This is a genomic window from Nostoc sp. UIC 10890, from assembly GCF_054786515.1.
The window spans coordinates 6,469,886-6,494,281 of sequence record NZ_JBSGKF010000001.1 but is presented as its reverse complement, the minus strand read 5'-3'; the positions used below and the strand labels follow the sequence as shown (position 1 = coordinate 6,494,281).

Here is a 24,396-nt window from a genome sequence, read left to right as displayed (position 1 = left end):
GTTCAGATCAGATGAAAGTAAATAGATTTTATGCTTCGGCAAAGGACGCTAAACAGGCGTCGGAGCAGAGATCAATTACTTGCTGATATAGATAACCAGCTAGGCAATATATTAAGAAGAAAACCTATTGGGGAATAAAGTGAAGTTGCCTTAAGACTGTTTCCTCAACAAGCAAAATGTCTGAATTAGATGTGCTTTAGATTAATTGATAGCCTAAATAACATCTATTTCTAGAACAGTTGAGGATTGAGATGCAGAGCTTCCCAAGAATATGAGCAACAGTTGTGTAGCTTTTGAGGAGTTGGTAATGCTGTTGATCAAGGCACTGAATTTGATTTGCGTTTTGATCGGCAGGATTGATGCCAACTATATATACAAAGCTTGCAGTTGAAATACTAAGCGATCGCTGAAGATTTTCGTGTGTCAACTGTATATATCTCTGTCAGAAAAGCTGTGTAAAAGATGTTAGCACAACATCCTGTTTTCTGGTAATTTTGTTCCTTTAATAAAAAAGGTATTACCCTACAGTAGTTAAACCACAGCATAGATATTTCGGAATTTTTGTGTCACTTCTCTACGCCCACTACCGCGATGACGTGGCGCATCATCTGGATTTTGTTCAGATGCCGCCGAGAGCCACTGTTCCGAAGTAGGCGTGGAAGGCAGCGCTGTTGATAAGTGATTGACCATTGCTTGGCAGTTAGAAGCTAAGGGGCCGAACACCAGACTCGATACTAAAAGTGAAATGGCAGCACGCATAGCAGATGTCTATTTTGGAACTCTCCACTTCACTGATACTTAGCTTTTTAATGAATATCCGGACAATTAATCAAAAAGTATTCTGTTTTACTGAAAATAAACTCTTCTTATCCTCCGTTTAAATGTTCGACTAATAACCAATTACCAGAGTGATTATGACGGCCCCACAATGTAACTAATTGTTCGTGGGGATAAGCGCGTAATTGCTCGTCGATATGCGATCGCAAAGTCACAAGCTGCCAATTTTGCCCTTGATATGCGGCTGGTGCTGTGACAGTAAATCTGTATTCCTGTTGATCCAAGCAGGAAAAAATACCTTTGAAACAGTTACTTTCCCGAATTGATGCCTTGTCAAAAGCAGAGTCAGGGTACTCATTCCCCGATGGGAAAGGGCAATAACCACTAGCTGGATAGGTTTGTGGGTTATTTAAGTAATACAGTTGCCAGTGCAGCCAATCCGAACGATTGGGTGGAAGATTAAAGAAAGGAATAATTGCTGTTTTTGAGCGATTATCTTCCAATAAGGCTGTTTGTAGTTCCCTGATAGGTAAATCCCTCGGCTGGCAGTGTAACTCAACACAAATTGCCGCCGCCATCCCTGCTGCTTGACCAATGCCCATAACCACAGGTTGTAATCTGGTGGCGCCATTGGCAATGTGGGAGACGGAAATATTCTTTTCACATACCAAAAAACCATCTGTGGTGGCTGGAATAAGACAACTGTAGGGAATTGTAAAGGGAGTCCCAGTCCAGCGTCCCCCCCAACGGATAGATTTTGGTTGCAGTGGAAATTGAACGCCAGGATAATGATGGTCATTGGCGTAGTTACCAACTGCGATTGCATCATTAAATATAGATGCAACTCTCCCTCCTGTGATCGGCAAAATATCCTGTTCTCGGACAGTAGTTAGCCCCACTAGGCGGCGACTTTCCCGGTAATAGGGATGCAATGCAAAAGCTGTAGAGGCATGAGGAAATACTTTTTCTGCTAAACCATAGCGACGACCAAGCTGATTTTGGATAAAATGGGCAAAATTTTGGCTGTGCCAGCGAGATTCCTGGATGAATTCATCTCTGGATACATCTGACTCTATCAGCCGCCCTACTCCTTGGCCGTAGTCATTGCCACAGATTGGCCAATTAATCATGAAGCGATCGCCAGGTAAGCGTCCATAATTCAAAAATGTCTCTGCCCCATAGCCATCCCAAGCACCTGTAAACAGTGATGGATTATAGTTAGGTGCAGCCGGAATTTCTGGTGCAATCGCTTCACCAAAGTCTTGCATAATCACTACATAAGTGGGCGCTTGCACAGGATATTTCTGGGTTAAAGAGTTAAAAGTCACTGGGGCGCTGGGTTCTTCCCACTGCGATCGCAATTCCCAGCCCCAACGGTAAGGTATGTCAGCTAAAGGTAATAAATCTCCTAATTCTGTAGCGTCGAGAATAATCTTGGCTGTGACAACAAAATCAGCGAAGCGCACACCAGTAATCGAATCACCTTGGCGGAAGATATCTATTGGCACTTGTCCAGAAATCCAGTGCAGATTAGGTAATTCATGCACCCAATCTGCAAAAATCTCTGCTCCAATTCGGGGATCGTAACTGAAAAAGCTTACCCAACTGTTATCTAATCCTCCAGGCTGTCGTTGTCGCAATTCCTGCAAAAACGCACCCCATAACCCCGTTTGAAAGGCTTCTAATTCATTTCCATCTGGTACAGACACTCCAGCTGAAGTGAGCATTCCCCCCAACCAAGGAAATTCACTCACCAAAATGGTTTTGGCTCCCCGTCGCGCCGCTTGGATAGCAGCCGCAGTCCCTCCGGTTCCCCCACCGACAACTAAGACATCAGCTATGTATGTCTGATTGAGCATTTTCTTCACCTCGTTGGAATGTACCCAGTTAGGCTACATCAGACAAGGTATTTTTAATATCCGTTGCTAGAGAAAGACACAAAGAACTTTCTTCTTTGACATCTCACGGATACAAGTGAGCATATTGTTCGCACCACAAGATTAGATCAATTATTTTTTACCCCTGGAATATAGACAGGCGCTTGATTTTTATTTCGTTTATTTCGTTTATGTAATACAATCAAAATAAAATACCAAGCTAACCCTCTTTATGAATACCTTCCTATCTAACCAAATGCCTACTGATTCTAGTATGCTTACAGAAGCCGAAGCAGAGGCTATAAAGCAATTTGAACACATACTCAATCAGGAACAACTGAAATTAGTAGTGGGAAATGGCGAAGAAATGACTATTCCTGATTCTGTAAGTCGTGTGCTACGTCAAGTAGTGCAGGCAATGGCATCAGGTAAAAATGTATCTATAGTTACACATAATCCAGAACTAACAACACAACAAGCGGCTGATTTGTTGAATGTATCACGTCCCTATCTGATTAAATTATTAGAGCAGGGTGAGCTTCCTTACATGATGGTAGGAACTCATAGACGGGTGAAATTTGAGGATTTAAGAAAATATAAACAGCAAAGGGATATTAAACGTAGACAGTTGCTAGATGAATTAATAGCCGAAAGCCAAGAGTTAGGATTTTATGAGTAGGGTATTCTCGATTATTTACTGAGTATTATGTATCGTGCTGTGCTAGATTCTTGTGTACTGTTCCCTATGTACTTACGAGATACCCTGTTGTGTGTTTCTGAGGCTGGATTATATGTGCCCCATTGGTCGCAAGAAATACTTGATGGTGCAACTCGTAATCTAGTTAATACAGGTAGACTTACAACTACCCAAGCGATGAGACTGGAAGCAAGAATTAAAGAAGCTTTTCCCGCAGCACTAATCGTAGTTACTGATAGTATTGTTCAATTAATGACAAATCACCCTGGCGATGTCTGACGACAAGCCGCTTCGCGTCTACGCCATGTTTTGGCTGCTGCGGTGGTAGCGAAGGCTAATATAATTGTCACCTCAAACCTGAAGCATTTTCAAGATCAGGATTTAGCACCTTGGCAAATCGAAGCCAAATCTCCAGATGAGTTTTTAACTGAATTATATAATCTCTATCCTCAACAACTGATTGAAATATTAAAGCTACAGTCTCAAAGTCTCAAAAAGCCACCCATAAGTTTTTTTGAGCTTCTAGAATTACTCAGTAGAGAAGTACCAAAATTTACAAGCAATATTAAATCCCAAACCTGATAGCCTAACGTTGACTGCTAATGTTACATCTAGTATCGTTGAGCGGGGAAAAACCAACGTGAAAGCACAGGTATTTAGAGGCGTCAATCAACTCTCTTACGAAGATATCCCAGTTCCAACCCTAGAACCAGATGAAGTGCTGGTACAGGTGCGGGTTGTTGGATTGTGTCAGTCAGATATTAAAAAAATTCGTTATCCGCTATATGAACCGCCGCGCATTTTTGGACATGAAACTGCCGGCACGATCGCAGCACTAGGCAATAATGTCAAAGGTTGGCAAGTTGGACAACGGGTAGCGGTAATGCACCACATCCCTTGTATGCGTTGCACCTACTGCCTAAATGATAATTTCTCTATGTGTGATGTTTACAAAAACATATCCACAACCGCAGGTTTTAATGCCAGTGGTGGCGGTTTCGCTGATTATGTCAAAGTTCCCGGACATATTGTCGAAAATGGTGGGTTGATTCCCATCCCGGATAATATCAGTTTTGAAGAAGCGAGTTTTGTAGAACCAACTAATTGCTGCTTGAAGGCTGTGAAAAAAGCCCAAATTGCTCCAGGACAAACTGTGTTAGTTACTGGTGCTGGGCCAATTGGATTAATGTTCATTATGTTAGTGAAGTATTTTGGAGGAAAAGCGATCGCTACCGATTTACTACCCTCTAGAATTGAAAAAGCTTTGAATGTCGGTGCAGAGGCGGCTTTTGATGCTCGTGATCCCGATTTACCAGCCAAAATCTCTGCCTTAACTGGTGGACTAGGTGTTGATGTTACCTTGTTGGCTGTTCCTAGTGAAAAAGCTTTCTTTCAAGCACTTGAGAGTACCCGCAAAGGTGGCAAAATCTTGTTTTTCGCCGAATTCCCTGATGAAGTCGAAATTCCCATCAATCCTAATATCCTCTACCGTCGGGAAATTGACTTGATAGGCAGTTATAGCTCATCTTATCGGCTTCAGAATTTATCAGCTGATATTGTATTTAATCAGCGAATTGACGTACAAGCGTTGATTAGCGATCGCTATCCATTAAAAGATTTATCAGCAGCGGTGGAGCAAGCGATCGCACCAACACCGGATACTTATAAAATCTTAATTTATCCGTAATCAGAACAAAGACGGAATAAATCGCCGTCTCTACAATAATCAGCCTTTGTAGAGACGGTGATTTATCGCGTCTCTTACCTTAACCGAACTCTCCTATTCTCCCTTTGTCCCCACAACATGCTTATTACCTTACCTCTCGTAGCTCTACTAGCTTTCTACGTTGCCTGGAATCTCGGAGCAAACGATGTTGCTAACGCAATGGGAACCTCTGTAGGTTCCAAAGCTGTTACGCTCAAACAAGCGATAATCATTGCTGGGGTTTTAGAGTTTACGGGTGCTGTGTTGTTTGGACATGGGGTAACAGAAACTCTCGCAACGAAAATTGCTAATCCCGCCTTATTCGCAGCTACACCCCAAATATTAGTTGCTGGAATGGTAACGGTACTAATTTCGTGTGGTGTGTGGTTGCAAATTGCGACATCACGCGGTTTACCAGTCTCATCTTCTCATGCAGTTGTTGGTGCGATCGCAGGATTTAGTTGGGTAGCTTTGGGAGCAGGTGCAATTGACTGGTCATCAATTGGCTTCATCACCATTGGCTGGATTTTGACACCATTAATTAGTGGTGCGATCGCTGCTTTATTTTATAGTCAAATCAAGCACTGGATTTTGGATCAACCTAATCAAGTAGTCCAGTTACAAGAATGGATTCCCTGGTTGAGTACTGCACTGCTAGGTATATTCGGCGTGATTGTATTACCATCCCTGACAGAACCGCTCACCAATTTTGTAATTGAGCAAGTTGGTTTCAACATCCCTGCTTACGATATCCCACTGTTAACCGGTGCAGCAGCAGCAGTTGGACTCACAATAATTAGTTGGCGACAGTTAAAAGAGACGCAAGAAGTGTTTCTCACTTCCCAGTCCCCAATCCCCAATCCCCAATCCCCAGTCCCCAATCCCCAATCCCCAATCCCCAATCCCCAATCCCCAGTCCCCAATCCCGTAGAAAAATTATTCGGACGATTCCAACTACTAAGTGCTTGCTTCGTAGCCTTTGCTCATGGTTCTAATGATGTGGGAAATGCGATCGCTCCTTTAGCTGCGATCGTTTACATCAATCGCACTGGTAGCGTACCTATAGATGGTATCACTATCCCCCTTTGGATTTTAATTCTTGGTGGTGTTGGTATTGTTGGTGGTTTAGCTGTCTGGGGTAAAAAAGTTATCGCCACCATTGGCGAAAACATCATTGCCTTGCAACCTAGTAGTGGATTTTGTGCCGAACTTGCGACTGCTACCACCATTCTCATCGCCTCCCGGCTAGGTTTACCAGCCTCAACTTCCCACGCTCTCGTCGGTGGTGTAGTTGGTATTGGACTAGTACAAAATATCAAGTCGATTAAGTTTCAAACACTAAAAGGCATTGCCGCCGCATGGCTAATTACAATCCCCGTGAGTGCTGTTCTTAGCGCTGCCATTTTTAGCATCGCCCGGATTTTATTCTTCTAAGAATTATTAATATTTTCCTAACTTTTTCCTCTACTGCATTTATTCAAAGTAAAACCTAGACTGCAACAACGCCAAAAAAGCGTGTTTTTGCAGAATTGCTGCTCATTCATTTAGAATGTTGTGCAGGGGATAGCGTAACTTTGAATTTCCACAGAAGGATACTTTAATCTCCATTTAGAGATATAAACTGTCACACAAGTTACATTCCACACAAATTTACAGCTAGTTTCGCAAGTCAGAAAATTTTTTGGCGATCGCGCACGCATCTGCAAGTCTTTGACAATTATTATTGGCAGCAAAACAATAAATATTTATTTGGAGTGAGATTTATTTCAAAGTAAAAATCTCATTGGCAAATATATTGATGAAAATTGAACTGACCAAAAATAAAAAAAGTCTTAGTTCAAGGGACTTCCAGTAGTGGTGATATTCCAAAATCTAAAACCTAAAATCCAAAATCGAATGGATAAATACTTGTAAATGCTGAAGAGAATACGGTGTAGTAAGCCGTGGAGCAAACTTGATACTTTGCCAACCTGTGTCTAGTATGACAGAATTACGTTGAAATGCGGAAGTGCTGTTAAAATTTTTAATTTATCTGACAAAATACAGGAAATTAGGATGACCGCCAATAAAGTGTACCGGAAGCAGCTTTATCGTCAAGGTGTTAGAGGTTAGAAGCTAATGGGGCGATTCGAGAAGCAACCAGAAAATCCGAGAGTCAGAGGCGAACTATCCAGAGCAGCGGAAAATGCGCTTTGGGCTGTAGTTGAAGACTTAGAAAATCTTCAGCAGAATGTTCTCAGAGCCTTGCAGGAAGACGTAAAGCGGCTTCAGTCAGAAAAAAATCGGTTATCTGATGAGATTCAAAGCTTGGTAGAAGAAAAAGAGCATTTACAACAAGTGCGCCAAATCACTGAGCAGCAAGTGTTAATTCGTCAGCTAGCAGAAGTTCTGGCAAAACATATATCTTCACAACTGCAATCCTCTCTGGCAACTTTAGCTAACCAAAACATAGAGGGCAAATCTTACGAACAAGCTGCGCTGAAGTCTGCTGAAGTGAGCAGCAATGTAGTAGGTGAAATCAATGAAAAAGTCGAACACATGTTTGACAGTCTGGATGATACCGTTACTGTTACCTTTAACTCGCTGCAACAAGAGCTAAAAAACTATCAAAGTAATCTTTCCCAGCAGTTGTCACGGATGTACAGCCAGCAGCAGCAAGGCGAAACGATTTTGACGGAATTTGTTAATCGCCTGCATGGAGAACTAGAAAAAACTATAGAAGAAACTTCACGTAAACCAGCAACATCAGGTATACCTACTGTTTTGCAGTTTACGGAGCCAGAAAAAAACAGTTCTTTTCAGACATCCCAGCCACCATCTAGCGAAGTAGTAAGAAATTCCCCTGAGCCAATTTCCCCGATCCAGAATAAATTTTTAGAAAGGGAAACGACATCAGAGGCGACGGTTGTTAGAGAAACCGCCGCGAACCCAATTTCTATTCCCAGCAAGGATTTGTCGCAAAGGGAAACAACACCAGAGCCGACGATTTTTAGAGAAAACGCCGCGAACCCAATTTCTATTCCCAGCAAGGATTTGTCACAAAGGGAAACAACACCAGAGCCGACTGTTGTTAGAGAAAACGCCGCGAACCCAATTTCTATTCCCAGCAAAGATTTGTCCCAAAGGGAAACAACATCAGAGGCGACTGTTGTTAGAGAAAACGCCGCGAATCCAATTTCTGTCCCCAGCAAAGATTTGTCGGAAAACGAAACGACATCAGAACCTCCTGCTGCTGTCGTTCCGCCACCAAAGGATAATGTCACCGAACCAACTTCTGTCCTGAATCAGAACTTAGCGGAAAACGAAACGACATCAGAACCTCCTGCTGCACCTGTGTCACAGCCGAGAATGAAGCGCCCTTCTCTAAGGCTAAATACTACTGAACCAATTTCTGTCCTCCGCAAGGATGTATCACAGAACAAAGCTCAATCCCCATCAACCACTGCGCTAGAACCACAGCCGGAAGCAAAACCCCCACAATCGCGATCGCGTAATTCCTCCGGTTTATCGCCGCTTCAAATTGGTTTCTTGTTGATTGTTTTATCAGCAGTGGTATCGTCGCTTTACAACGTAGCCATCAAGATAATTTTCCACCAAGGTTCCCAGATTTTTGGAGTATTAGAAGTAGAACAGTTGCTACCACCGACTTTGGGCAATACTCTGTTAATTTTGACGCTACGGTTTATGGTAGTAGTACCACTGATGCTACTGTTATCTCCTATATTGCATCCAAGACTGTGGCAAGACTTGGAAAACTTGGCCGCTTCAGTCCGAGGAAATCCCACACCTACTAATGCAGCTACCAAGCAGATTTTGGTGTTATCGATTGTGAGTGGCTGCTTTTTGTTTTTGTCTCAGGTGCTAATTTACATTGCGATCGCTCAAGTCACAACTGGAATGGCGATCGCACTGTTCTTTATCTATCCGATGGTTAGTGGTTTATTGTCGTGGTTTCTATTTCGCGATCGCCCTACAATATTCCGCATTGGTGCGATCGCCGCGATTTGCTGCGGTGAATTGCTAGTTTTGGGAGGCTCTCCCGCCATAGCTATGGGTAATACTTCAACGGGAAGTAGCACCGCCCTGCTTTCGGGCGTGGCTTTTGCGGCTTACATAATTCTGACAAGGGTTTGTGCTAGCAAACTGCATCCCGTGACTTTTACTTTAATTAACTTCGCTACCATGTTGTTGTTGAGCTTTATCTGCTTGATGCTACCTTTTTGGAACTTGGTAGTTGACAGTTCTAAGATGCTAGAACTGGTTTTAAGCGCGTTTATTTTGGGTGTGCTGACTCTAGGCGGCTATTTGCTCAACAATGTTGGTATTAGTAAACTAGGTGGCTCGCGAGCGGCGCTCATTGGTGGTACTATCCCAGTTTTAACGGTGATTTTCGCTGGGTTAATCATTCAAGAGAATTTGGAGATTGTGCAAATTCTGGGAGTGTTGTTAGTAACTTTTGGTGCGGCTGCTTTCAGCTTTGAAACAATGCGAAATCAGGTTAAACCCTCTAATCCCACGAATTAAATGGCGAGTTCAATCAGTTTAGGTGTGATGGGAGCGACTGTACCTCCCATCCCTCTCAGCATAAATCCTAACGCTAATACGCCCACTCCTAACTTCTCTAAATCATCTGTGACAAACAAGATCCCCGACTTCTCAAAGAAGTTGGGGATTTAAGTTTTTACGAATGATTTAGGACTGTTGTATAGGTGGATATAAGACTTCATAGACGAGGGAGCAGTAATCAGAATAACTTGACTTGTAATATATTTTTAGGGATTTAGCCTGATACAGGTAGGGAAAACACGTATATATAAGCAGCATGAGTAGTACTGACTCCAGCAATTGAGTACGAGTACTGGCTCAGAGAAGAGATTGGCAAAGATTTAAGACCATTGCAGTACGTTTTGGAACTAGGAGATAAAGAAAGTAGCAGAAGTGTTTAGAGTAATCAGTTTTTTAAGCGTGGGAGACTATTGTAACGACACGAATATATGGAGATGGAGCGATCGCCAGTGAAACAGCTAATACCTTTATTCTACGAAAACCTCTGCGAGTAACGCCAAATTCAAAATTCCTTATTTCCATGCTCTTGTGTTTAGTGAGATAGTATCTTTATTTCTGGCAATCTGGAAAACGTCAATTTGGTCTGCGTAGACGTAGCCCGCCGCAAGTATCGCCCAGATGCCCATATCAAGAAGCTTAGATCATAGCCTGCTACAGAGTATCCTCCTTTTATAGCAACAAAGTATCTACGTAATTTAAGTCTCTCAAATACATAAAACAGCGAGGTAAAAACATACTTGAAACTAGCCAATGAATTAGTTAATTCATGAAATTTTAAAATTCTTTCATGAAAAAAATATAAATTCATTGAAAAAAAATCTCTAAATAATCATCAGATGGAATCCAATATGTTTTATTATATGTATGGCTAGTCACTAATTTTTTGGTTATTAGCAAGCTCCACAAAGTCTTATGGCTACGCGATTAATTCAGACTAAATCGCGGTTTCTGTGTCCAATCATCAACACAAAAGAATAAAACAAACTTGATTTATTAGTCAAAACAAAAATATCATCAAACCTTGATTTAAGCAGAATATAAAATATTTAAATACGCATCATTTATAAACTTTAAAATACATAATTTTATTCCAAAAGCAAAAAATAATGATATGATAAGGAACAATATTTGAAAACACAACAGGCATTTTGAAATTGGAATTATTTGCTCTACTTAATGTCTACTATCTTTCCTTAAGCCAAAGGCTGATACTGCCAAGACATCACTGGAGGTTGTGAACGCGATAATAGTTCACAACGAGCCGTGTGGCTCAACCTCTAAATGTGGCTACCTACACCTGGTAAGCGATTTCTTTTTAGACCACTCCCAATTATTTTTAGTCACCTTGTGTACTACAAAGTAATTCGCCAAAGCTGAAAAAATCATCTTTTTCGAGTAACAGATATCCCAGATGAACCGCGCAAACTAGTTTTTACTCCGAGTCGGCATAATGCCATAATTAGGCGTAAGCAGCTTGACGTTGTTGCTCTTGAAAGATGAGAAAAACCTCAGAGAACTGAAAAGCTTTGTAGATTACGTGCAACACATTTGACTTTTGGGATCTAACCGCCGTCAAGCTGAACTTGGTGATGTATGTAATTTTCTGGTCAGATGCAGAGACAGTTATAATCACAACCACCGAATCTGCTTTTGTACCATAAAATATGCGAAAATGGTAGTTTGGACTACCACTGATCTCATAGTTATCGCATACTAATATAGTCTGAAGTGAAGACATCGCCTTCAGCCAGGTGTATACTACCTATTTTCATTCGATTAAAAATTCTGTAAACGTGCTATTCAATTGTCTGTAATATGAGTAACGACATAGATCTGATCAAACGTCTTGACCCCAGTGCGATGGATCAGATCATGCTTTATCTGGCTTTTAGTGCCATGCGGACGAGTGGGCACAGGCATGGGGCATTTTTAGACGCAGCCGCAACAGCAGCAAAGTGTGCAATTTACATGACCTATCTAGAGCAGGGACAAAACCTGCGAATGACAGGGCATTTGCACCACCTGGAGCCGAAACGGGTAAAAATTATTGTAGAAGAGGTCAGACAGGCGCTAACAGAAGGCAAACTGTTAAAAATGTTGGGTTCTCAAGAACCTCGCTATTTGATTCAATTGCCTTATGTCTGGCTAGAAAAATATCCTTGGCAACCGGGGCGATCGCGCGTTCCTGGTAGCAGTCTGACAAGTGAAGAAAAAAGACAAATTGAGCAAAAACTGCCCAGTAATCTACCAGATGCCCAGTTAGTTAGCTCTTTTGAGTTTCTGGATTTGATTGAGTTTTTGCACAGGCGATCGCAAGAAGACTTGCCACCCGAACACCAAATGCCTTTGAGTGAAGCTTTGGGTGAGCATATCAAGCGCCGTCTGCTCTATTCAGGAACAGTAACCCGCATCGATTCTCCTTGGGGAATGCCCTTCTACGCACTTACCCGTCCTTTTTATGCCCCAGCAGACGACCAAGAACGTACTTACATCATGGTAGAAGATACTGCTCGGTATTTCCGCATGATGAAAAATTGGGCAGAACGGCGACGAAATGCCATGCGCTTGTTGGAAGAACTTGATATTCTTCCAGAAAAAATGGAGCAAGCTATGGAAGAATTGGATGAAGTTATTCGTGCCTGGGCAGATAAATATCACCAAGATGGAGGAATTGCAGTGGTTTTACAGACAGCTTTTGGCGAAAGAGAAGATTAGTACAACTGTGCAAAATTCCAAATTACCAAAGGCGATCAATTAACGTGACTTCGACCAAACTCTCTCCAACTCCTCTCCGTGTTGGAGAGGAGTATTATAGAATTTTTTATTTATTTGAATCAGAATCACCAATAGGGGCGCACACCTACCTGTGCGCCCCTATAGTATTGTTTATTGCAAATAATTCAAGTTTTGACTAAACTTATCTTCAATATATATACTGATTTGTTTTAAATAAAAAGTCACTATCATACATTAGTCACCCAAACAATACTTACCAGTAAAACATTCTAAAAACAACTAAGGTCAAAATGTCTGCAAGGTTTGATACATTGCAGCTTGATGCGGTGCGACCTGTTATCGGCGGGCGATTCCTTTCAGTGTTGTTGCTGCTACAGGTTTTTTATTGGTAACTAATTTTACTTCTTAATGGATTTAGTTTTGTTTAACCGTTTTTATACTTGACTAAGTCTAAACCATAACATTATTGCCCCAACAAAATTTGATTTATGTTAACCACCTCTAACACTACTGCCCCAGAAGAGAATAACTTAATTCAGTGTGATGCCGATCCCGGATTTATCTCCTGGCTGAGTCAAGCCGGAGGTTCAGTTGCCATCACCACCTACCAAGCCGGGAAACTAGCACTAGTAGGCTGGAATGGACAACAGATTACTATGCTGTTACGCCAATTTTCCAAACCAATGGGATTGGCAGTGAATGGTTCACGACTGGCACTGGCTAGTCATCACGAAGTCTGTTTATTAGCCAATGCCCCCGCCTTAGCTTATGAGTTTTTAGAAGACCAGCCTGGACGGTACGATGCCCTTTATCTGCCACGAATGACATACTTTACAGGCGACCTGAACATTCACGACCTGGAATTTGGCAGAGAAGGGCTGTGGATTGTCAACACCCGTTTTTCTTGTCTTTCTACCTTGAGTCCAGACTTCAGCTTTGTACCGCGCTGGCATCCCAAATTTATTTCCGAAGTAGTGCCAGAAGACCGCTGTCACCTGAATGGGTTAGCGATGGTGGATGGCAAACCCAAGTATGTGACTGCTCTCGGTACGACAGATACCGTCGGCGGATGGCGACCGGGTAAAGCCAACGGTGGAGTCGTGGTGGAAGTAGAGAGCAATGAAATTATTGTAGATGGATTATCAATGCCCCATTCCCCAATTTGGCATGACGGGTTTTTATGGTTACTCAACTCTGGTGCTGGGGAAGTATGGCGCATTCATCCAGAATCAGGAGACAAACAGGTAGTCTGTGTACTCCCTGGATTTCTGCGGGGGTTGTGCTGCGTCGGGTATTACGCCCTAGTGGGACTATGCCAGATTCGGGAACGGCATATTTTTGGAGGGTTGCCCATTACTCAACGGTTTGAGCAATTGCTGTGTGGCGTGGCAATTGTAGATTTGCGAGATGGGCAGCAGGTGGGTATGCTGAAGTTCACCGCAGGCACTCAAGAACTTTATGATGTGCAGTTTCTTGCTGGTGTGCAGCGTCCGATGGTTTTGAATCAGGAACGAAAAGAAATCCGCCAAGCATTTACTGCTCCAGAGTTGAACTACTGGCTGCGACCGAGTGCGGTGATAGTGTAATCAATACTTGTCGGGTTTTGGGGGAAAGGGGAATGAGAAAGGGAAAAGAAAAAACCTTTACCCCTTAACCTTTAACCTTTTCCCCAAACCAGATTCCGAGTTAAAAGTAATTAACCGAGAAGTATTGATACTGTAATTGCCTAATCTTTGCTATATAGTCAGCAAAAGTAAATTACCCAGTCAGTTGGAAGCTTTGTAATATAAGGTTGGGTTTCGCTGTTGCTCAACCCAACCTTGTATCTGAGAAATAGTAGTAGATCAGATGATTTATGTTTTGGTAGTGCCTGAATTGGGTTGGCAAATAGCCAACTCTGTATTCAACCTGTATTTTCAATCAATTACACAAAGCACTGTCAATTAATTAGTACCTGGTTGCGCTGGAACAAGCGGTTGCGTTGGAAATGGGGTATTCTCGATACTTGGATTTGATCCCGCAGGAATTACGGTAGGCGGTGTAGATGAAGATGAAGCGCCAACAACACTATCATCAGCACTGATACAGGTATCTAGCGCTTGAGTAGCGGGAAAGTCGATTTGACTACGCAAGCCAACCACACACTGGCCAAAACGCACGGGTAACAAACTACGTCCACAGTACTCTAAAACTGCCGGATTAGCTTCCTCCTTAGTATTTAAGCTGACGCCAACTACACAGGTAGCTAACTCTTCAGGACGCCGGGCCTTCCCGCAAGAAGAAAGGGCATCTGTGGCGGCAATTTCGGTTTCCTTATCAATTTTGACCACGCAAGCAGCCAAATCCCTGGGACGCAGTGCTGCTGCACAACCTTCTGATGCCGCTTCTGCCGTTACACCCACGCTCAAAAGGCGACCAGCACAGACACTATAATCATTGCTGTAGGAAGCTGCGATCGCTGTATTGGGTAAGATCGTTGTCAACCATCCAGCTATAGCCAAAACTGGTATTGTTAAATTCCTGGAGGTTGAACTAGCTTGTTTGTTCTTCCCTCTGTTAACCACTTTTTTGCTCATTGACATTGCCATTCTCCAAACACCCAAAGTTATGCTAACTTAAATCTTTTAAAAATCCTCTGCAATTAAAGAATTTCAGCGGGAGCAAGGTATAGACATAATTAATTATGGCGGAAATTGTGTTACTATAACTGTTTGAAAGATAAGTAGGCAACGTAAAAAGTATTTCAAAGTTAAGAATACTAAGTAAACCAATCTGATGATTGAGTAGCCTACGAAACTAAATAAACACAAAAAAGTTATGGGCAGGAGTACGGCGTGACAGGTCGGAATTCAGGCTTGGAGGCTAGTTTGTCGGGTTTACCGATTAAAAGCAACTGGCGCAAAAATCGATGCGTCTACCTTGGTGAGATACGTCTCAATACGGTTCGGATAAGCACAATGAACTTTCCTTGTGGTCTGGGAAAAGGTTAAAGGGTAAGGGGTAAAGGATGTATTTAAAACCTTTCCCCTTTCCCCTTTCCCCTTTAACCGAACCGTATTGAGATACGTCTTACCTCGGTAAGCAGCTTCAAAAAACCAAGAATCCCCTGATTAAAAATTAGGGGAGTGTCAAAATTGAATGTTTCGGTAAAGTTTAAACAGGATTAGATTAAGGAAACTCATGTCCCGATATAGAGGGCCCCGCCTCAGAATTGTACGCCGCTTGGGCGATTTACCAGGATTGACTCGTAAAAGCGCTAGACGCGCTTACCCACCTGGTCAGCATGGTCAGAACCGTAAAAAACGTTCTGAGTATGCCATCCGTTTAGAAGAAAAGCAAAAGCTCCGCTTCAACTACGGTTTGACTGAAAAACAATTGCTCCGCTATGTGCGTAAAGCCAGACGTGTTACTGGTTCTACCGGACAAGTATTGCTGCAATTGCTAGAAATGCGCTTGGATAATACCGTTTTCCGCTTGGGTATAGCCCCAACTATCCCAGCCGCTCGTCAACTGGTAAATCACGGTCACGTAACTGTTAACGGTCGTGTGGTGAATATTGCCAGCTACCAATGCCGTCCTGGTGAAACAATTGCAGTCAGGGATCGGGCACAATCACGGAAGTTGGTAGAAGCTAACTTGCAATATCCCGGTTTGGCAAACCTCCCCAGTCATTTGGAGTTTGACAAAAATAAGTTGGTTGGTAAAGTCAACAGCGTTATTGAACGGGAATGGGTGGCATTACAAGTTAATGAACTACTTGTGGTTGAGTACTACTCACGACAAGCGTAATTATTCATTTGTCCCTAGTCATTAGTCATTGGTCATTTGTCATTAGTTTAGGACTTACGCACAATCCACTAGTCTAAGCAAATGACGAAGGACAAATGACAAAGGACGAAGGACAAATGACTAACCGCCAATTTGCGACATGGTGCGTGTATATGTACCTAAAATGCCAGAATCGCGCCCTTTAAAGTTAATTTCTGGCTTGATTCCGAGTAAATGCCTCACCTGCTCTTGTAATTGAGCGGTGCTAGTGCCAGAACGCAGAGCAGTTTTTAAATCTATTTGACCAGTTTCATTCAATAAACAGGGACGCAGCCAGCCATCGGCACTTAGGCGCATCCGGTTACAGCGATCGCAAAAACATTCTGACATTTGACTAATAAATCCCAGTGTCCCCTTCGCACCGGGAATTTTAAATACATCAGCAGGACCAAAACCACGAACTTGTGATTCTGTCAAGCCCCAGCGATCGCGGATTTGTTGCCGTAAATCGGCTGAAGATACCCAGCCGCGATCGCCAAATAAATTCACATTACCAATGGGCATAAATTCGATAAATCGAACGTGCCACTGTTTTTCAATCGTTAAGGCGGCTAAATCTAGAATTTCGTGGTCATTCACACCTGGAATCACTACCACATTCAGCTTCAGCGGGTCGAATCCAACTTGATGGGCAGCTTGAATTCCCTGCCAAACTTGTTGCCAACGAGAACGGCCCTGATTACCAATAATTTGATCAAAAATGTCGGGATCAAGAGAATCCAGACTAATATTAATTCGTCGCAGACCAGCATTGTAGAGGTTTTTCGCCATCGGAGCCAGCAAAAAACCGTTGGTGGTCATTGAAAGGTCTTGAGTTTGGGGAAAAGAAGCGATCGCTCTTACCAAATCCACCACACGGGGGCGCAATAATGGTTCACCCCCAGTCAAACGAAACCGATTAAAGCCGACTGGAATAAATACCTCTTGAATTAAGGTGAGCAACTCCTCATCAGTTAACAGCTGTTGCTTGAGAATATAGTCCAGTTCTACTCCCTCTGGCATACAGTATTGACAACGAAAGTTACAGCGATCGATTAAACTAATGCGGAGGTAGTCTACCTGGTTCATCGTTTTATTTTTATTCTCTCTGATCAAGGAAAGACCTCACTGAGGTGGTTTACCCCTTCATACTATATTTGTTGTAATTCAAAATACCGCACTCCCCCTTAAGTGAGAGTCCGCAGATTGTGGCATAATAAGCCGATCGCATCCACTAGTTAGTCATCAATCGTGCAAGATACCGACTCCATCAACGACCTTGCTGCTGCGTTACTACAGCCAGCAGATATCAGCTTTGAACTGCCCGATCCAGAAGATGAACAGATTTTAGAGTCAGATTTTCAACAGCAGCTCGAAATAGCTTGGCAGGTATGCGATCGCTTTGATTTGCAAACTGAAATCTGGCGGGGGCGAATTTTACGGGCTATCCGCGACAGAGAGAAAGTCGGTGGCGACGGACGCGGTACTGGTTTTCTACGATGGCTAAAAGAGCGGGAAATCAGCAAAAGTCAAGCATACTCCTGGATTCAACTGGCGAATAGTGCTGATAGTCTGATCGAAGACGGTAAACTTGACCCTGGTTCTGTGAACAATTTCAGTAAACGGGCATTTGTGGAAACCTCCAAAGCTGTCCCAGAAGTGCAACAGATGGTGAGTGAAGCCGCCCAAAAAGGCGATCGCATCACCAGGCGCGAAGTCCGTCAACTTAGCGATGAATGGACAGCCATGTCCTCAGATTTATTACCTGAAGCAGTCAAGGAAAAAGCAGCAGATAACACCCTTCCCCCGCGCTACATCGCCCCACTGGTGAAGGAAATGGAAAAACTGCCAGAATCGCATCAAAAGTTTATCCAGAAAGAAATAGCTGCCAATCCTGATGTGGATACGCTGAAACAGGTAACTACCGAAGCGCGTAACTTGGCGAAATATCTCAAAGGGGCGGCTCAAGTTCAGGCGCTAACGCAGGAAAATGTTGATATTGAAACAGCCTTAGAAGAAGCGCAAAGAGTCGGCTGTTTGAGCATTGCTGCTGATTTGGTAAATCAAGCGTCGCAGATTGAACAAACGATCGCTAAATTGTACATGACTTGGAAACGGATCGGTAATCTAGCAGATCGATTATATGTAGATACTGGTGCAAGTACACCCAACTTGCGATCGCTCCTCACTTGCTTGGAACCTCTGGGTGGTGAAATCATGGAATTGCAACTTAGTGGTGCGACTGAACACACTGTACGTCTGCAAATTCAGGAGACGAGTTAAGAACTTCCAAATAAAAAAATATCCAATTAACTCCTGTGGGGTGGGCGTCTCGCCCGCCCAGTTTATATGGCGGGCAAGATGCCCACCCCACAATATTGGATAATTTATTTCTTGGAGTCCCCTTAGGGAATAGGCATCGCGCATGGCCGCGAAGTCAAAAGGGCGGTTATAAACCGCGTCTACACCGACAAAACCCACCTCCGTGGGTTTCAAGCTCTCAATTTTACCTTAGTCCGTGGAGGCGGACTTTGTTTGTGTAGCCGCGAATTCCATTCGCCTTGGCTATAAAGTTGACCAGCAATTTTAATTAGCAGCGCAAGATGTAGCGGTGAGCGAGGAGTTATGGGGCGATGCAGTGGGTACTTGAGCGACCAGAACCACATTACCATTGGCATCTGTAACCCACCCTTGGGCTTCTACAATTTGAGTAGGTTCATTGACAGAATTAGCTTTCTGTGATTTTTCTTCTGTGTTTCGCTGCGCCTGAACAACCGCTTTTTTCTGAATACCGCTAGCACGTTTCTGACTCTCTGGAGAGAGTGTGATCCAATCTGCCAGCACTGCATCCTCAGCTATCAATGGCTGCGTGGGATCGGCTACTAATCCTCCACGCCCAGTAGCAATAAATGAACTTCCGGCTATTCTTTCACCAGAATCACAACCAGCAGCAATTTGTTGCGAACCATCAACCAGATTTACGGGTAATTCCACTAATCCCTTACTGGGGTCAGCATCTGGTGAGTTGATTTGTACAGTGCCATTTAATAAAGGGTTTTGCTGAGAAAATGCGGTGATGTCACTTGTTCGCAGGTTATTCGGGTTGATTGCACCTGTTGGATCAAGCCTTTCTACACTTGCACGAGTGCGGGGCACAAATCCAAAGATATTCTTAGTGGTGATTGTGATTTTACCACCTGAGCCAGAAAAGGCGTTGGCAGTTATATCGTTATTTCCAAAGGGAGTGGCGACAACAAAGCCATTAAGTGCATTGATGGTGATATTACCGCCAGTTTTATCACCCCCGGCATTAGTGGATATTTGACTATTGCGGCGCATCAGTAATAAGTCCCGCACCTGTAGCGTAATATTACCGCCTTTACCTGACTCACTATTAGACGTGAGTTTTCCTTTGGTGTCTAGAAATATGGAGCGAGCAGTTACATTTAGATTGCCGGCTGCTCCTAGATTGCTTACATCCCCTTGATAGATTACATCCTGTGGAAGTCCTGGAAGTCCGCTGCTCACAGTTATCGTAGCCCCATCCCGGATAATTAATTTATTTGTATCTATTCTCACTTTCCCTGCATCTCCAGGGCCGTTAGTAAAAGCAGACAAGCCACTGGATGTAGAACCATTAGGTGAAACTCCAGTTATTTCTACAGACTCGGAGGCGTTTACAGTCAAATTTCCTCCTTTCCCTGTAGCTGGGAAATATTTATTAAAAGCTAGCGTTCCTGAAGACTGTGTTGTTACTTGTGCCCCACCCTGGATACGCAACTTTCCAGTATTGATCGTTATATCACCAGCATTTCCAACATCGGGAGTTCCACTAAACAATCCACTGAATGAAAAACTACGACCAAAGGAGAAACCACCGATTAAGTCCACAGAATCTGAGGCGTTTACGGTCAATTTTCCTCCTGAACCCAAGCTTTGTTCTACATTCCCAACTTGTGCTCCATTTCTGACTTGTGCTCCATTGCGGACAATCAACTGCCCAGTTGTAATCGTTAAGTCTCCAGCGTCTCCTGCACCAAAAGTCACAGCCGTCAACGGTGTGCCGGGGCCAATTAATTCCACGGACTCTGAGCCAGTCACCGTTAAATTTCCTCCTGATTGGGAACCCAAGGTATTAGCTAAAATCTGTGAAAAGCCAGTTAACAGAATGCGCCTACCCTGCACCTGAATATCGCCACTACCTTCGCCACTAACATCTACCTGAGATGGCTTTGCAGAACTGTTGACAGTTCGCTGCATGAGTTGAATGTTCTGAAAATTCTGGACACCTTCATAACCTAAGACCCAACCTTGGTTCGTTGGCTTCAGACTGACCAGACTATTGCCAGCAACACTTCCTAGCTCAATTCGTCCCCCCTTTGCCGTTAAATTTCCGCCCTCCAATGTTACGTCACCGCCTATAAGTGCCAAGGTTTTACCTGGCTGCACTTGTAGACCAACGGGTGCATTTAAGCGATTAGTTGCTTGATTTGGACTAGCTTGGGATTGATTGCGGATGATACCTGCATTTGCTCCGAATTGTAAGCCAGTGGGAACACTTACTATCAGTAGAGGTATGGTTTTGGGATCTGTAGTACTAAATTTAGTATCATTAGCAAAGTTTAGGCTAGTCGCTGTACTTGCTACAAATGAACCGCCTATGTTTAAAGAAGCATTGGGCCCAAAAATAATCCCGTTAGGATTAATCAAAAACAGATTAGCTTGATTATTAGCTTTAAGAATTCCATCAATATTTGAAATAGATTTACCTGTTACTCGGGTAATGATGTTCTTAATATCTGCGGCGTTGTTGAAATAAGCTGCGCTTCCAGTGCGAACAGAAAACTGTTCAAAGCTTTGGAAAAGGTTCGTATCGCGAATTGCCCCACCATCGATCTGGTCAGTAGGGAGTCTATCAATCACCTTGGGTGTAACAATTGAATTTTCAAATCCCAAGGTGTCATCCGGTGTAATCTGAGACAAAGCACGACTTCCAGAAAAAGCAAGTGTTCCAGTAAATACCAAAACACCCACTAGACGTAACTTCCAGTACCGACCGCTTCGGCTTTGATACATCATAGAATTTGCACCTTAATCGATTTCTTACACCGAATATGAATTAGGAAAAATGTGGGACAAGCGGATAAGATAAGAGTTACCAGCTTTTCAATTTAGACCTTCCCCATGACTACCATAGACTTGACAAAGAATTTATCTCCTCAGACTGGCAAGGTGCAACCGCAAAGCTTCTATGCCTAAATCTTTGTCAATAAGTAGGTATTAATTGGATATTAGTAAACTTATTTAAATTTTGATGTTCTTATTGACAGTCCATCCAGCAACCATCAGGGTTGTTGTCTATCGGGCAAGGCTTACGCAATACTATGCAGAATGTATTCAATTTCTTGTCTGGAAATGCTTGCAAAAATTTCTTGGTTTGCTGATGTACATCAACGTCATTAGATTGGAGTTGATTTAGGTCGAGTGTATACTGAAGTTTAAGAACATCTTGTGCTGGGATACCGTATTTTTCGAGTATCTTGCTTAAATTAGAGTTACTCAGTAAATTAAGCATTTCCTGCTTAATTTCATCTTGTAACTGCTGTAATGTGTGATCATCTATGACTATTGACTGTGCTGTTTGAGATTCCATGAATTTTACTTTCCTTGCAGAGTGGTAAATGTATAAATTTATCTTGTAAAGCTCTTGCGAACTCCCATAATTATCAACTTCAGCTTGGCTAGTTATAATTACGCATTACGTAACAAAACTTCATATATTTCTGCCGGATTTCCTTAAAGCGTTGATGAATCTAGCTACTGACCGTTGATCACTCAAGAGAATTGAGTAGCCGAACGCTACGCGAACGGTGGGCTACGTCAGTGTACGGACATCTGAGTTGAGTACAAGAAGCGATCGCTTTATGTGAAATTCATAGCAAAAAAGCGATGTCTACGACGGGCTACGCCAACGCACCACACCTGATTTGAGCAGAAGGAGTGATCGCTTATATCAAGGTCATAACCTATTCCTAACTCCTCACTCCTAATTCCTAATTTTTTTACTTACCCGCCTAAAGTCCGTGTATAAATTACCTGACCTTGAGAATCATAGAGAAAAAGGGACACATTGGCATTGTCACTAATTACAGCTAAAGCTTCCCGTAAGATTTGCAAGTGATTGGTCACGTCAACAGCAGTATCCGAGTTCTCAGAATAAGGATTAGCCAAGTTATTTTGCCTGAGTTGGTCATACTCAGGGGTTAACCGGACAATAATTCCTGCATTGTCCATACTAAAAGTGCAAATCCGAATTCCATTAATACAGGTTTTATCTAAGTCAGTGCGGGTTTGTTGGAAACTACTAACAACTTGTACTTTTTCTTGTGCTTGTTTGAGGGCTGCTGAATAGGGTTCAATGAGAGACTGAGCCTGAGTGTAGTACAAGCTATCTTCCGAAATCTGTTTAGCAGTTTGCAAAGCCTGATCCCAGTATGTCGCCGCAGCTTGCCATTGGTTTTGTTGCTGATATACTTTGGCTTGGTTGGCGGTGCTAAGGGCTTGTTGGTAGCTTTTAACAGCTAATCGTTCTTTAGTAGCGCGATCGCGTGCTACTACTAACTTAGGTTTATAATCTACCATCAGCTTTTGGGCATCTTGGTATCCAGCACTAGTCCGGGGAATGGTATTCAAGGTATTAACTACCACCAGCCAAGTAGACTGCACCTTTTGCCAGTCATTCAAAGATTTAGCAGTAGCTTCCCGCTTTTCGGCTGCAACAGCAACAGCTTTTGCTGCTGTTATTTTTTTCAGCCATTTTTCCTCAGTAGCTATCTGCTGATTTACAGCGTGCAAACGGACACGATAATTAAGTAATTTACCTTGCACCAGTCCATAGAGTTCACTACTGGAACTTACAGCTTCTAGTGGGGCTATAGCCTGTCGCCATAAGTGTTGTCTAGCCTGTAATTCCTCTAGACTAGATGCAGGAGTTTGAACTTTTTGTATCGCCAAAGATGCTGTCTGCAAAGCCTTGACCACCTGGTTGATTTTTTCTGACCGCCCAGACAAACTTACTTTTAGTTCTTCTGACATCTGGTAACGAGGTGACCAACTAGGAATTACATTCAGGGCTGCACTGGCTGCTGCAAGTTTCTGTTGTACAGCAACTAATTCTTTTTCAGACTTGGCGCGGCGCATCAGTTGCGGAGATTTTGTTTTTAATTGTGCGGCATTTTGTATTTCTTGACACTCGGACATCACACAAGGGCGAGTCAAGAAGTAAGTACCACTACCTAAAACGACAATTCCCACCAACACTGCACCCAGCAGAATCGGTTTGACTTGGAATCCTGGCCTTGAAGCCGACAAATTCGGCACATCTGCAAACGGATCAAACAGTTCTTCTTCATCAGTCTCATCAATTGATGGAAAATATGTCAGAGCCGATGAGGATGAATAAGATATTGCTTCCTCATCTTCTCCTGCTCCCCCATCTCCCCATCTCCCCATCTCTCTATCCCCCCATTCCTCCGTCTGCTTCAGAGCCACAAAACATTTGGCATAAGGGAGTTGTTCACCAAAAACTCTGAGGAAACATTGCACTCGCTGTTCTTTGCGGGGTGCTAGAGACTGAAGTACTTCTTCAATGACTGCAAAAATTAGTTGAGCATCAACTATTACATCTGATGCGTGTTGCGTTAAAATCATTAACTCGTCTTTATTGACGGCACACTTAACCTCGAAGACTTCAGCCGTTGAGACTTCTGCAAGTAATTGTTCCTGCAAAGTTTTGGCTAAAAGCTGTAAATCTTCCTGCTGGACTGCTACTTTCATAGAGCTTTCCCGCTGAATTTCTATATTGTTTTGATTATTTTTAAGAGGATGAAACGAACTTTCTCGGTTTGTTGAATGCAAATGCACAGTTTAACCAACCACAGCCTGAAAATCTGAACGACCAACTTTCTAACACAAATTCTGACTTTTCACCAAAAATAAAAAAAGCAGTTATTGTTTGCGTCGCTACATTTTAATAGCGCTAGATGCAAAATTAAATAATCTGTCTTCAGATATAAATTACAAATAAAAAATGGGAATAATAGAATTTTTGAGTATTCTCACTGCATTATTTCGCGATAATAAAATTCACAGAAGCTACTGCTTTGCAAAATTCTAGTTGCAGAGCAGTTGTGACCAAATTATCCAGAGGTTAAGGAAATGATGCTATGTCA

19 protein-coding genes are annotated in these 24,396 nt (G+C 42.8%); 10 read left to right on the top strand and 9 right to left on the bottom strand.

Annotated features, from left to right (window positions below; all coding sequences use genetic code 11):
• Positions 1-531 precede the first annotated feature (531 nt).
• Entirely contained in the window at positions 532-759 is a 228-nt protein-coding gene (gene patX, locus ACWATR_RS26785) for a heterocyst-inhibiting protein PatX (RefSeq protein ID WP_069071274.1), read from the bottom strand.
• A 107-nt stretch (positions 760-866) separates the two neighbouring features.
• Positions 867-2,636 (bottom strand): FAD-dependent oxidoreductase, encoded by a 1,770-nt coding sequence (locus ACWATR_RS26780; RefSeq protein WP_460338969.1) that lies wholly within the window; start codon positions 2,634-2,636, stop codon positions 867-869.
• A gap of 274 nt (positions 2,637-2,910) precedes the next feature.
• Between ACWATR_RS26780 and ACWATR_RS26775 the strand changes: the two genes are divergently transcribed.
• The 6 genes from ACWATR_RS26775 (at position 2,911) to ACWATR_RS26750 (ending at position 9,580) form a co-directional block, all read left to right on the top strand.
• Complete coding sequence (locus tag ACWATR_RS26775) at positions 2,911-3,333, top strand: helix-turn-helix domain-containing protein (protein ID WP_460338967.1); 423 nt, start codon at positions 2,911-2,913, stop codon at positions 3,331-3,333.
• 27 nt (positions 3,334-3,360) lie between these two features.
• Positions 3,361-3,630: a hypothetical protein gene (locus tag ACWATR_RS26770; protein WP_460338965.1), complete on the top strand. Its 270-nt coding sequence runs from the start codon at positions 3,361-3,363 to the stop codon at positions 3,628-3,630.
• Positions 3,631-3,660: 30 nt separating this feature from the next.
• Positions 3,661-3,933: a hypothetical protein gene (locus ACWATR_RS26765; protein WP_460338963.1), complete on the top strand. Its 273-nt coding sequence runs from the start codon at positions 3,661-3,663 to the stop codon at positions 3,931-3,933.
• Between the two features lie 58 nt (positions 3,934-3,991).
• Positions 3,992-5,038: a zinc-dependent dehydrogenase gene (locus tag ACWATR_RS26760; RefSeq protein ID WP_460340700.1), complete on the top strand. Its 1,047-nt coding sequence runs from the start codon at positions 3,992-3,994 to the stop codon at positions 5,036-5,038.
• Positions 5,039-5,155: 117 nt separating this feature from the next.
• On the top strand, positions 5,156-6,490 hold the full coding sequence (locus ACWATR_RS26755; RefSeq protein ID WP_460338961.1) for an inorganic phosphate transporter: 1,335 nt from the start codon (positions 5,156-5,158) through the stop codon (positions 6,488-6,490).
• Between the two features lie 684 nt (positions 6,491-7,174).
• Positions 7,175-9,580, top strand: coding sequence for an EamA family transporter (locus ACWATR_RS26750; RefSeq protein ID WP_460338959.1), 2,406 nt, complete (start codon positions 7,175-7,177; stop codon positions 9,578-9,580).
• Here the strand turns inward: ACWATR_RS26750 and ACWATR_RS26745 are convergent.
• Both ACWATR_RS26745 and ACWATR_RS26740 read right to left on the bottom strand, forming a co-directional pair.
• Entirely contained in the window at positions 9,577-9,699 is a 123-nt protein-coding gene (locus tag ACWATR_RS26745; protein ID WP_460338957.1) for a hypothetical protein, read from the bottom strand. The genes ACWATR_RS26750 and ACWATR_RS26745 overlap by 4 nt on opposite strands.
• Before the next feature lie 1,382 nt (positions 9,700-11,081).
• Positions 11,082-11,360 carry a hypothetical protein gene (locus ACWATR_RS26740; protein WP_460338955.1) on the bottom strand — a complete coding sequence of 93 codons (279 nt, stop codon included), beginning with the start codon at positions 11,358-11,360 and terminating at the stop codon, positions 11,082-11,084.
• A 77-nt stretch (positions 11,361-11,437) separates the two neighbouring features.
• On the opposite strand from ACWATR_RS26740, the gene hetR reads away from it, so the two are divergent.
• Entirely contained in the window at positions 11,438-12,337 is a 900-nt protein-coding gene (hetR, locus tag ACWATR_RS26735; RefSeq protein ID WP_069071266.1) for a heterocyst differentiation master regulator HetR, read from the top strand.
• A gap of 509 nt (positions 12,338-12,846) precedes the next feature.
• Positions 12,847-13,944 (top strand): TIGR03032 family protein, encoded by a 1,098-nt coding sequence (locus ACWATR_RS26730; RefSeq protein WP_460338953.1) that lies wholly within the window; start codon positions 12,847-12,849, stop codon positions 13,942-13,944.
• A 357-nt stretch (positions 13,945-14,301) separates the two neighbouring features.
• On the opposite strand, the gene ACWATR_RS26725 is transcribed toward ACWATR_RS26730, so the two are convergent.
• On the bottom strand, positions 14,302-14,940 hold the full coding sequence (locus tag ACWATR_RS26725) for a hypothetical protein (RefSeq protein ID WP_370684465.1): 639 nt from the start codon (positions 14,938-14,940) through the stop codon (positions 14,302-14,304).
• A gap of 598 nt (positions 14,941-15,538) precedes the next feature.
• On the opposite strand from ACWATR_RS26725, the gene rpsD reads away from it, so the two are divergent.
• Positions 15,539-16,147, top strand: coding sequence for a 30S ribosomal protein S4 (gene rpsD, locus ACWATR_RS26720; protein WP_069071263.1), 609 nt, complete (start codon positions 15,539-15,541; stop codon positions 16,145-16,147).
• Between the two features lie 120 nt (positions 16,148-16,267).
• Here the strand turns inward: rpsD and moaA are convergent, their stop codons facing one another.
• On the bottom strand, positions 16,268-17,254 hold the full coding sequence (gene moaA, locus ACWATR_RS26715; protein ID WP_460338950.1) for a GTP 3',8-cyclase MoaA: 987 nt from the start codon (positions 17,252-17,254) through the stop codon (positions 16,268-16,270).
• Between the two features lie 162 nt (positions 17,255-17,416).
• On the opposite strand from moaA, the gene ACWATR_RS26710 reads away from it, so the two are divergent.
• Positions 17,417-18,448: a hypothetical protein gene (locus ACWATR_RS26710; protein ID WP_460338948.1), complete on the top strand. Its 1,032-nt coding sequence runs from the start codon at positions 17,417-17,419 to the stop codon at positions 18,446-18,448.
• Positions 18,449-18,751: 303 nt separating this feature from the next.
• Here ACWATR_RS26710 and ACWATR_RS26705 read toward each other — a convergent pair whose 3' ends face one another.
• From ACWATR_RS26705 to ACWATR_RS26695, 3 genes are all read right to left on the bottom strand, one after another.
• A complete protein-coding gene (locus ACWATR_RS26705) occupies positions 18,752-21,244 on the bottom strand; it encodes a filamentous hemagglutinin N-terminal domain-containing protein (protein ID WP_460338946.1) in 2,493 nt (830 codons plus the stop codon).
• A gap of 241 nt (positions 21,245-21,485) precedes the next feature.
• On the bottom strand, positions 21,486-21,818 hold the full coding sequence (locus ACWATR_RS26700; protein WP_460338944.1) for a hypothetical protein: 333 nt from the start codon (positions 21,816-21,818) through the stop codon (positions 21,486-21,488).
• A gap of 413 nt (positions 21,819-22,231) precedes the next feature.
• The gene (locus ACWATR_RS26695) at positions 22,232-24,001 is read right to left on the bottom strand and encodes a hypothetical protein (RefSeq protein WP_460338942.1); all 1,770 of its coding nucleotides are present in this window, start codon (positions 23,999-24,001) and stop codon (positions 22,232-22,234) included.
• Positions 24,002-24,396: the final 395 nt, after the last annotated feature.

Bases quoted from the DNA above. Each gene is read 5' to 3' on its own strand.
- patX (WP_069071274.1), bottom strand. From the start codon at position 759: ATGCGTGCTGCCATTTCACTTTTAGTATCGAGTCTGGTGTTCGGCCCC.
- ACWATR_RS26780 (WP_460338969.1), bottom strand. From the start codon at position 2,636: ATGCTCAATCAGACATACATAGCTGATGTCTTAGTTGTCGGTGGGGGA.
- ACWATR_RS26775 (WP_460338967.1), top strand. From the start codon at position 2,911: ATGCCTACTGATTCTAGTATGCTTACAGAAGCCGAAGCAGAGGCTATA.
- ACWATR_RS26770 (WP_460338965.1), top strand. From the start codon at position 3,361: ATGTATCGTGCTGTGCTAGATTCTTGTGTACTGTTCCCTATGTACTTA.
- ACWATR_RS26755 (WP_460338961.1), top strand. From the start codon at position 5,156: ATGCTTATTACCTTACCTCTCGTAGCTCTACTAGCTTTCTACGTTGCC.
- ACWATR_RS26750 (WP_460338959.1), top strand. From the start codon at position 7,175: ATGGGGCGATTCGAGAAGCAACCAGAAAATCCGAGAGTCAGAGGCGAA.
- ACWATR_RS26740 (WP_460338955.1), bottom strand. From the start codon at position 11,360: ATGTCTTCACTTCAGACTATATTAGTATGCGATAACTATGAGATCAGT.
- hetR (WP_069071266.1), top strand. From the start codon at position 11,438: ATGAGTAACGACATAGATCTGATCAAACGTCTTGACCCCAGTGCGATG.
- ACWATR_RS26730 (WP_460338953.1), top strand. From the start codon at position 12,847: ATGTTAACCACCTCTAACACTACTGCCCCAGAAGAGAATAACTTAATT.
- ACWATR_RS26725 (WP_370684465.1), bottom strand. From the start codon at position 14,940: ATGTCAATGAGCAAAAAAGTGGTTAACAGAGGGAAGAACAAACAAGCT.
- rpsD (WP_069071263.1), top strand. From the start codon at position 15,539: ATGTCCCGATATAGAGGGCCCCGCCTCAGAATTGTACGCCGCTTGGGC.
- moaA (WP_460338950.1), bottom strand. From the start codon at position 17,254: ATGAACCAGGTAGACTACCTCCGCATTAGTTTAATCGATCGCTGTAAC.
- ACWATR_RS26705 (WP_460338946.1), bottom strand. From the start codon at position 21,244: ATGATGTATCAAAGCCGAAGCGGTCGGTACTGGAAGTTACGTCTAGTG.
- ACWATR_RS26700 (WP_460338944.1), bottom strand. From the start codon at position 21,818: ATGGAATCTCAAACAGCACAGTCAATAGTCATAGATGATCACACATTA.
- ACWATR_RS26695 (WP_460338942.1), bottom strand. From the start codon at position 24,001: ATGAAAGTAGCAGTCCAGCAGGAAGATTTACAGCTTTTAGCCAAAACT.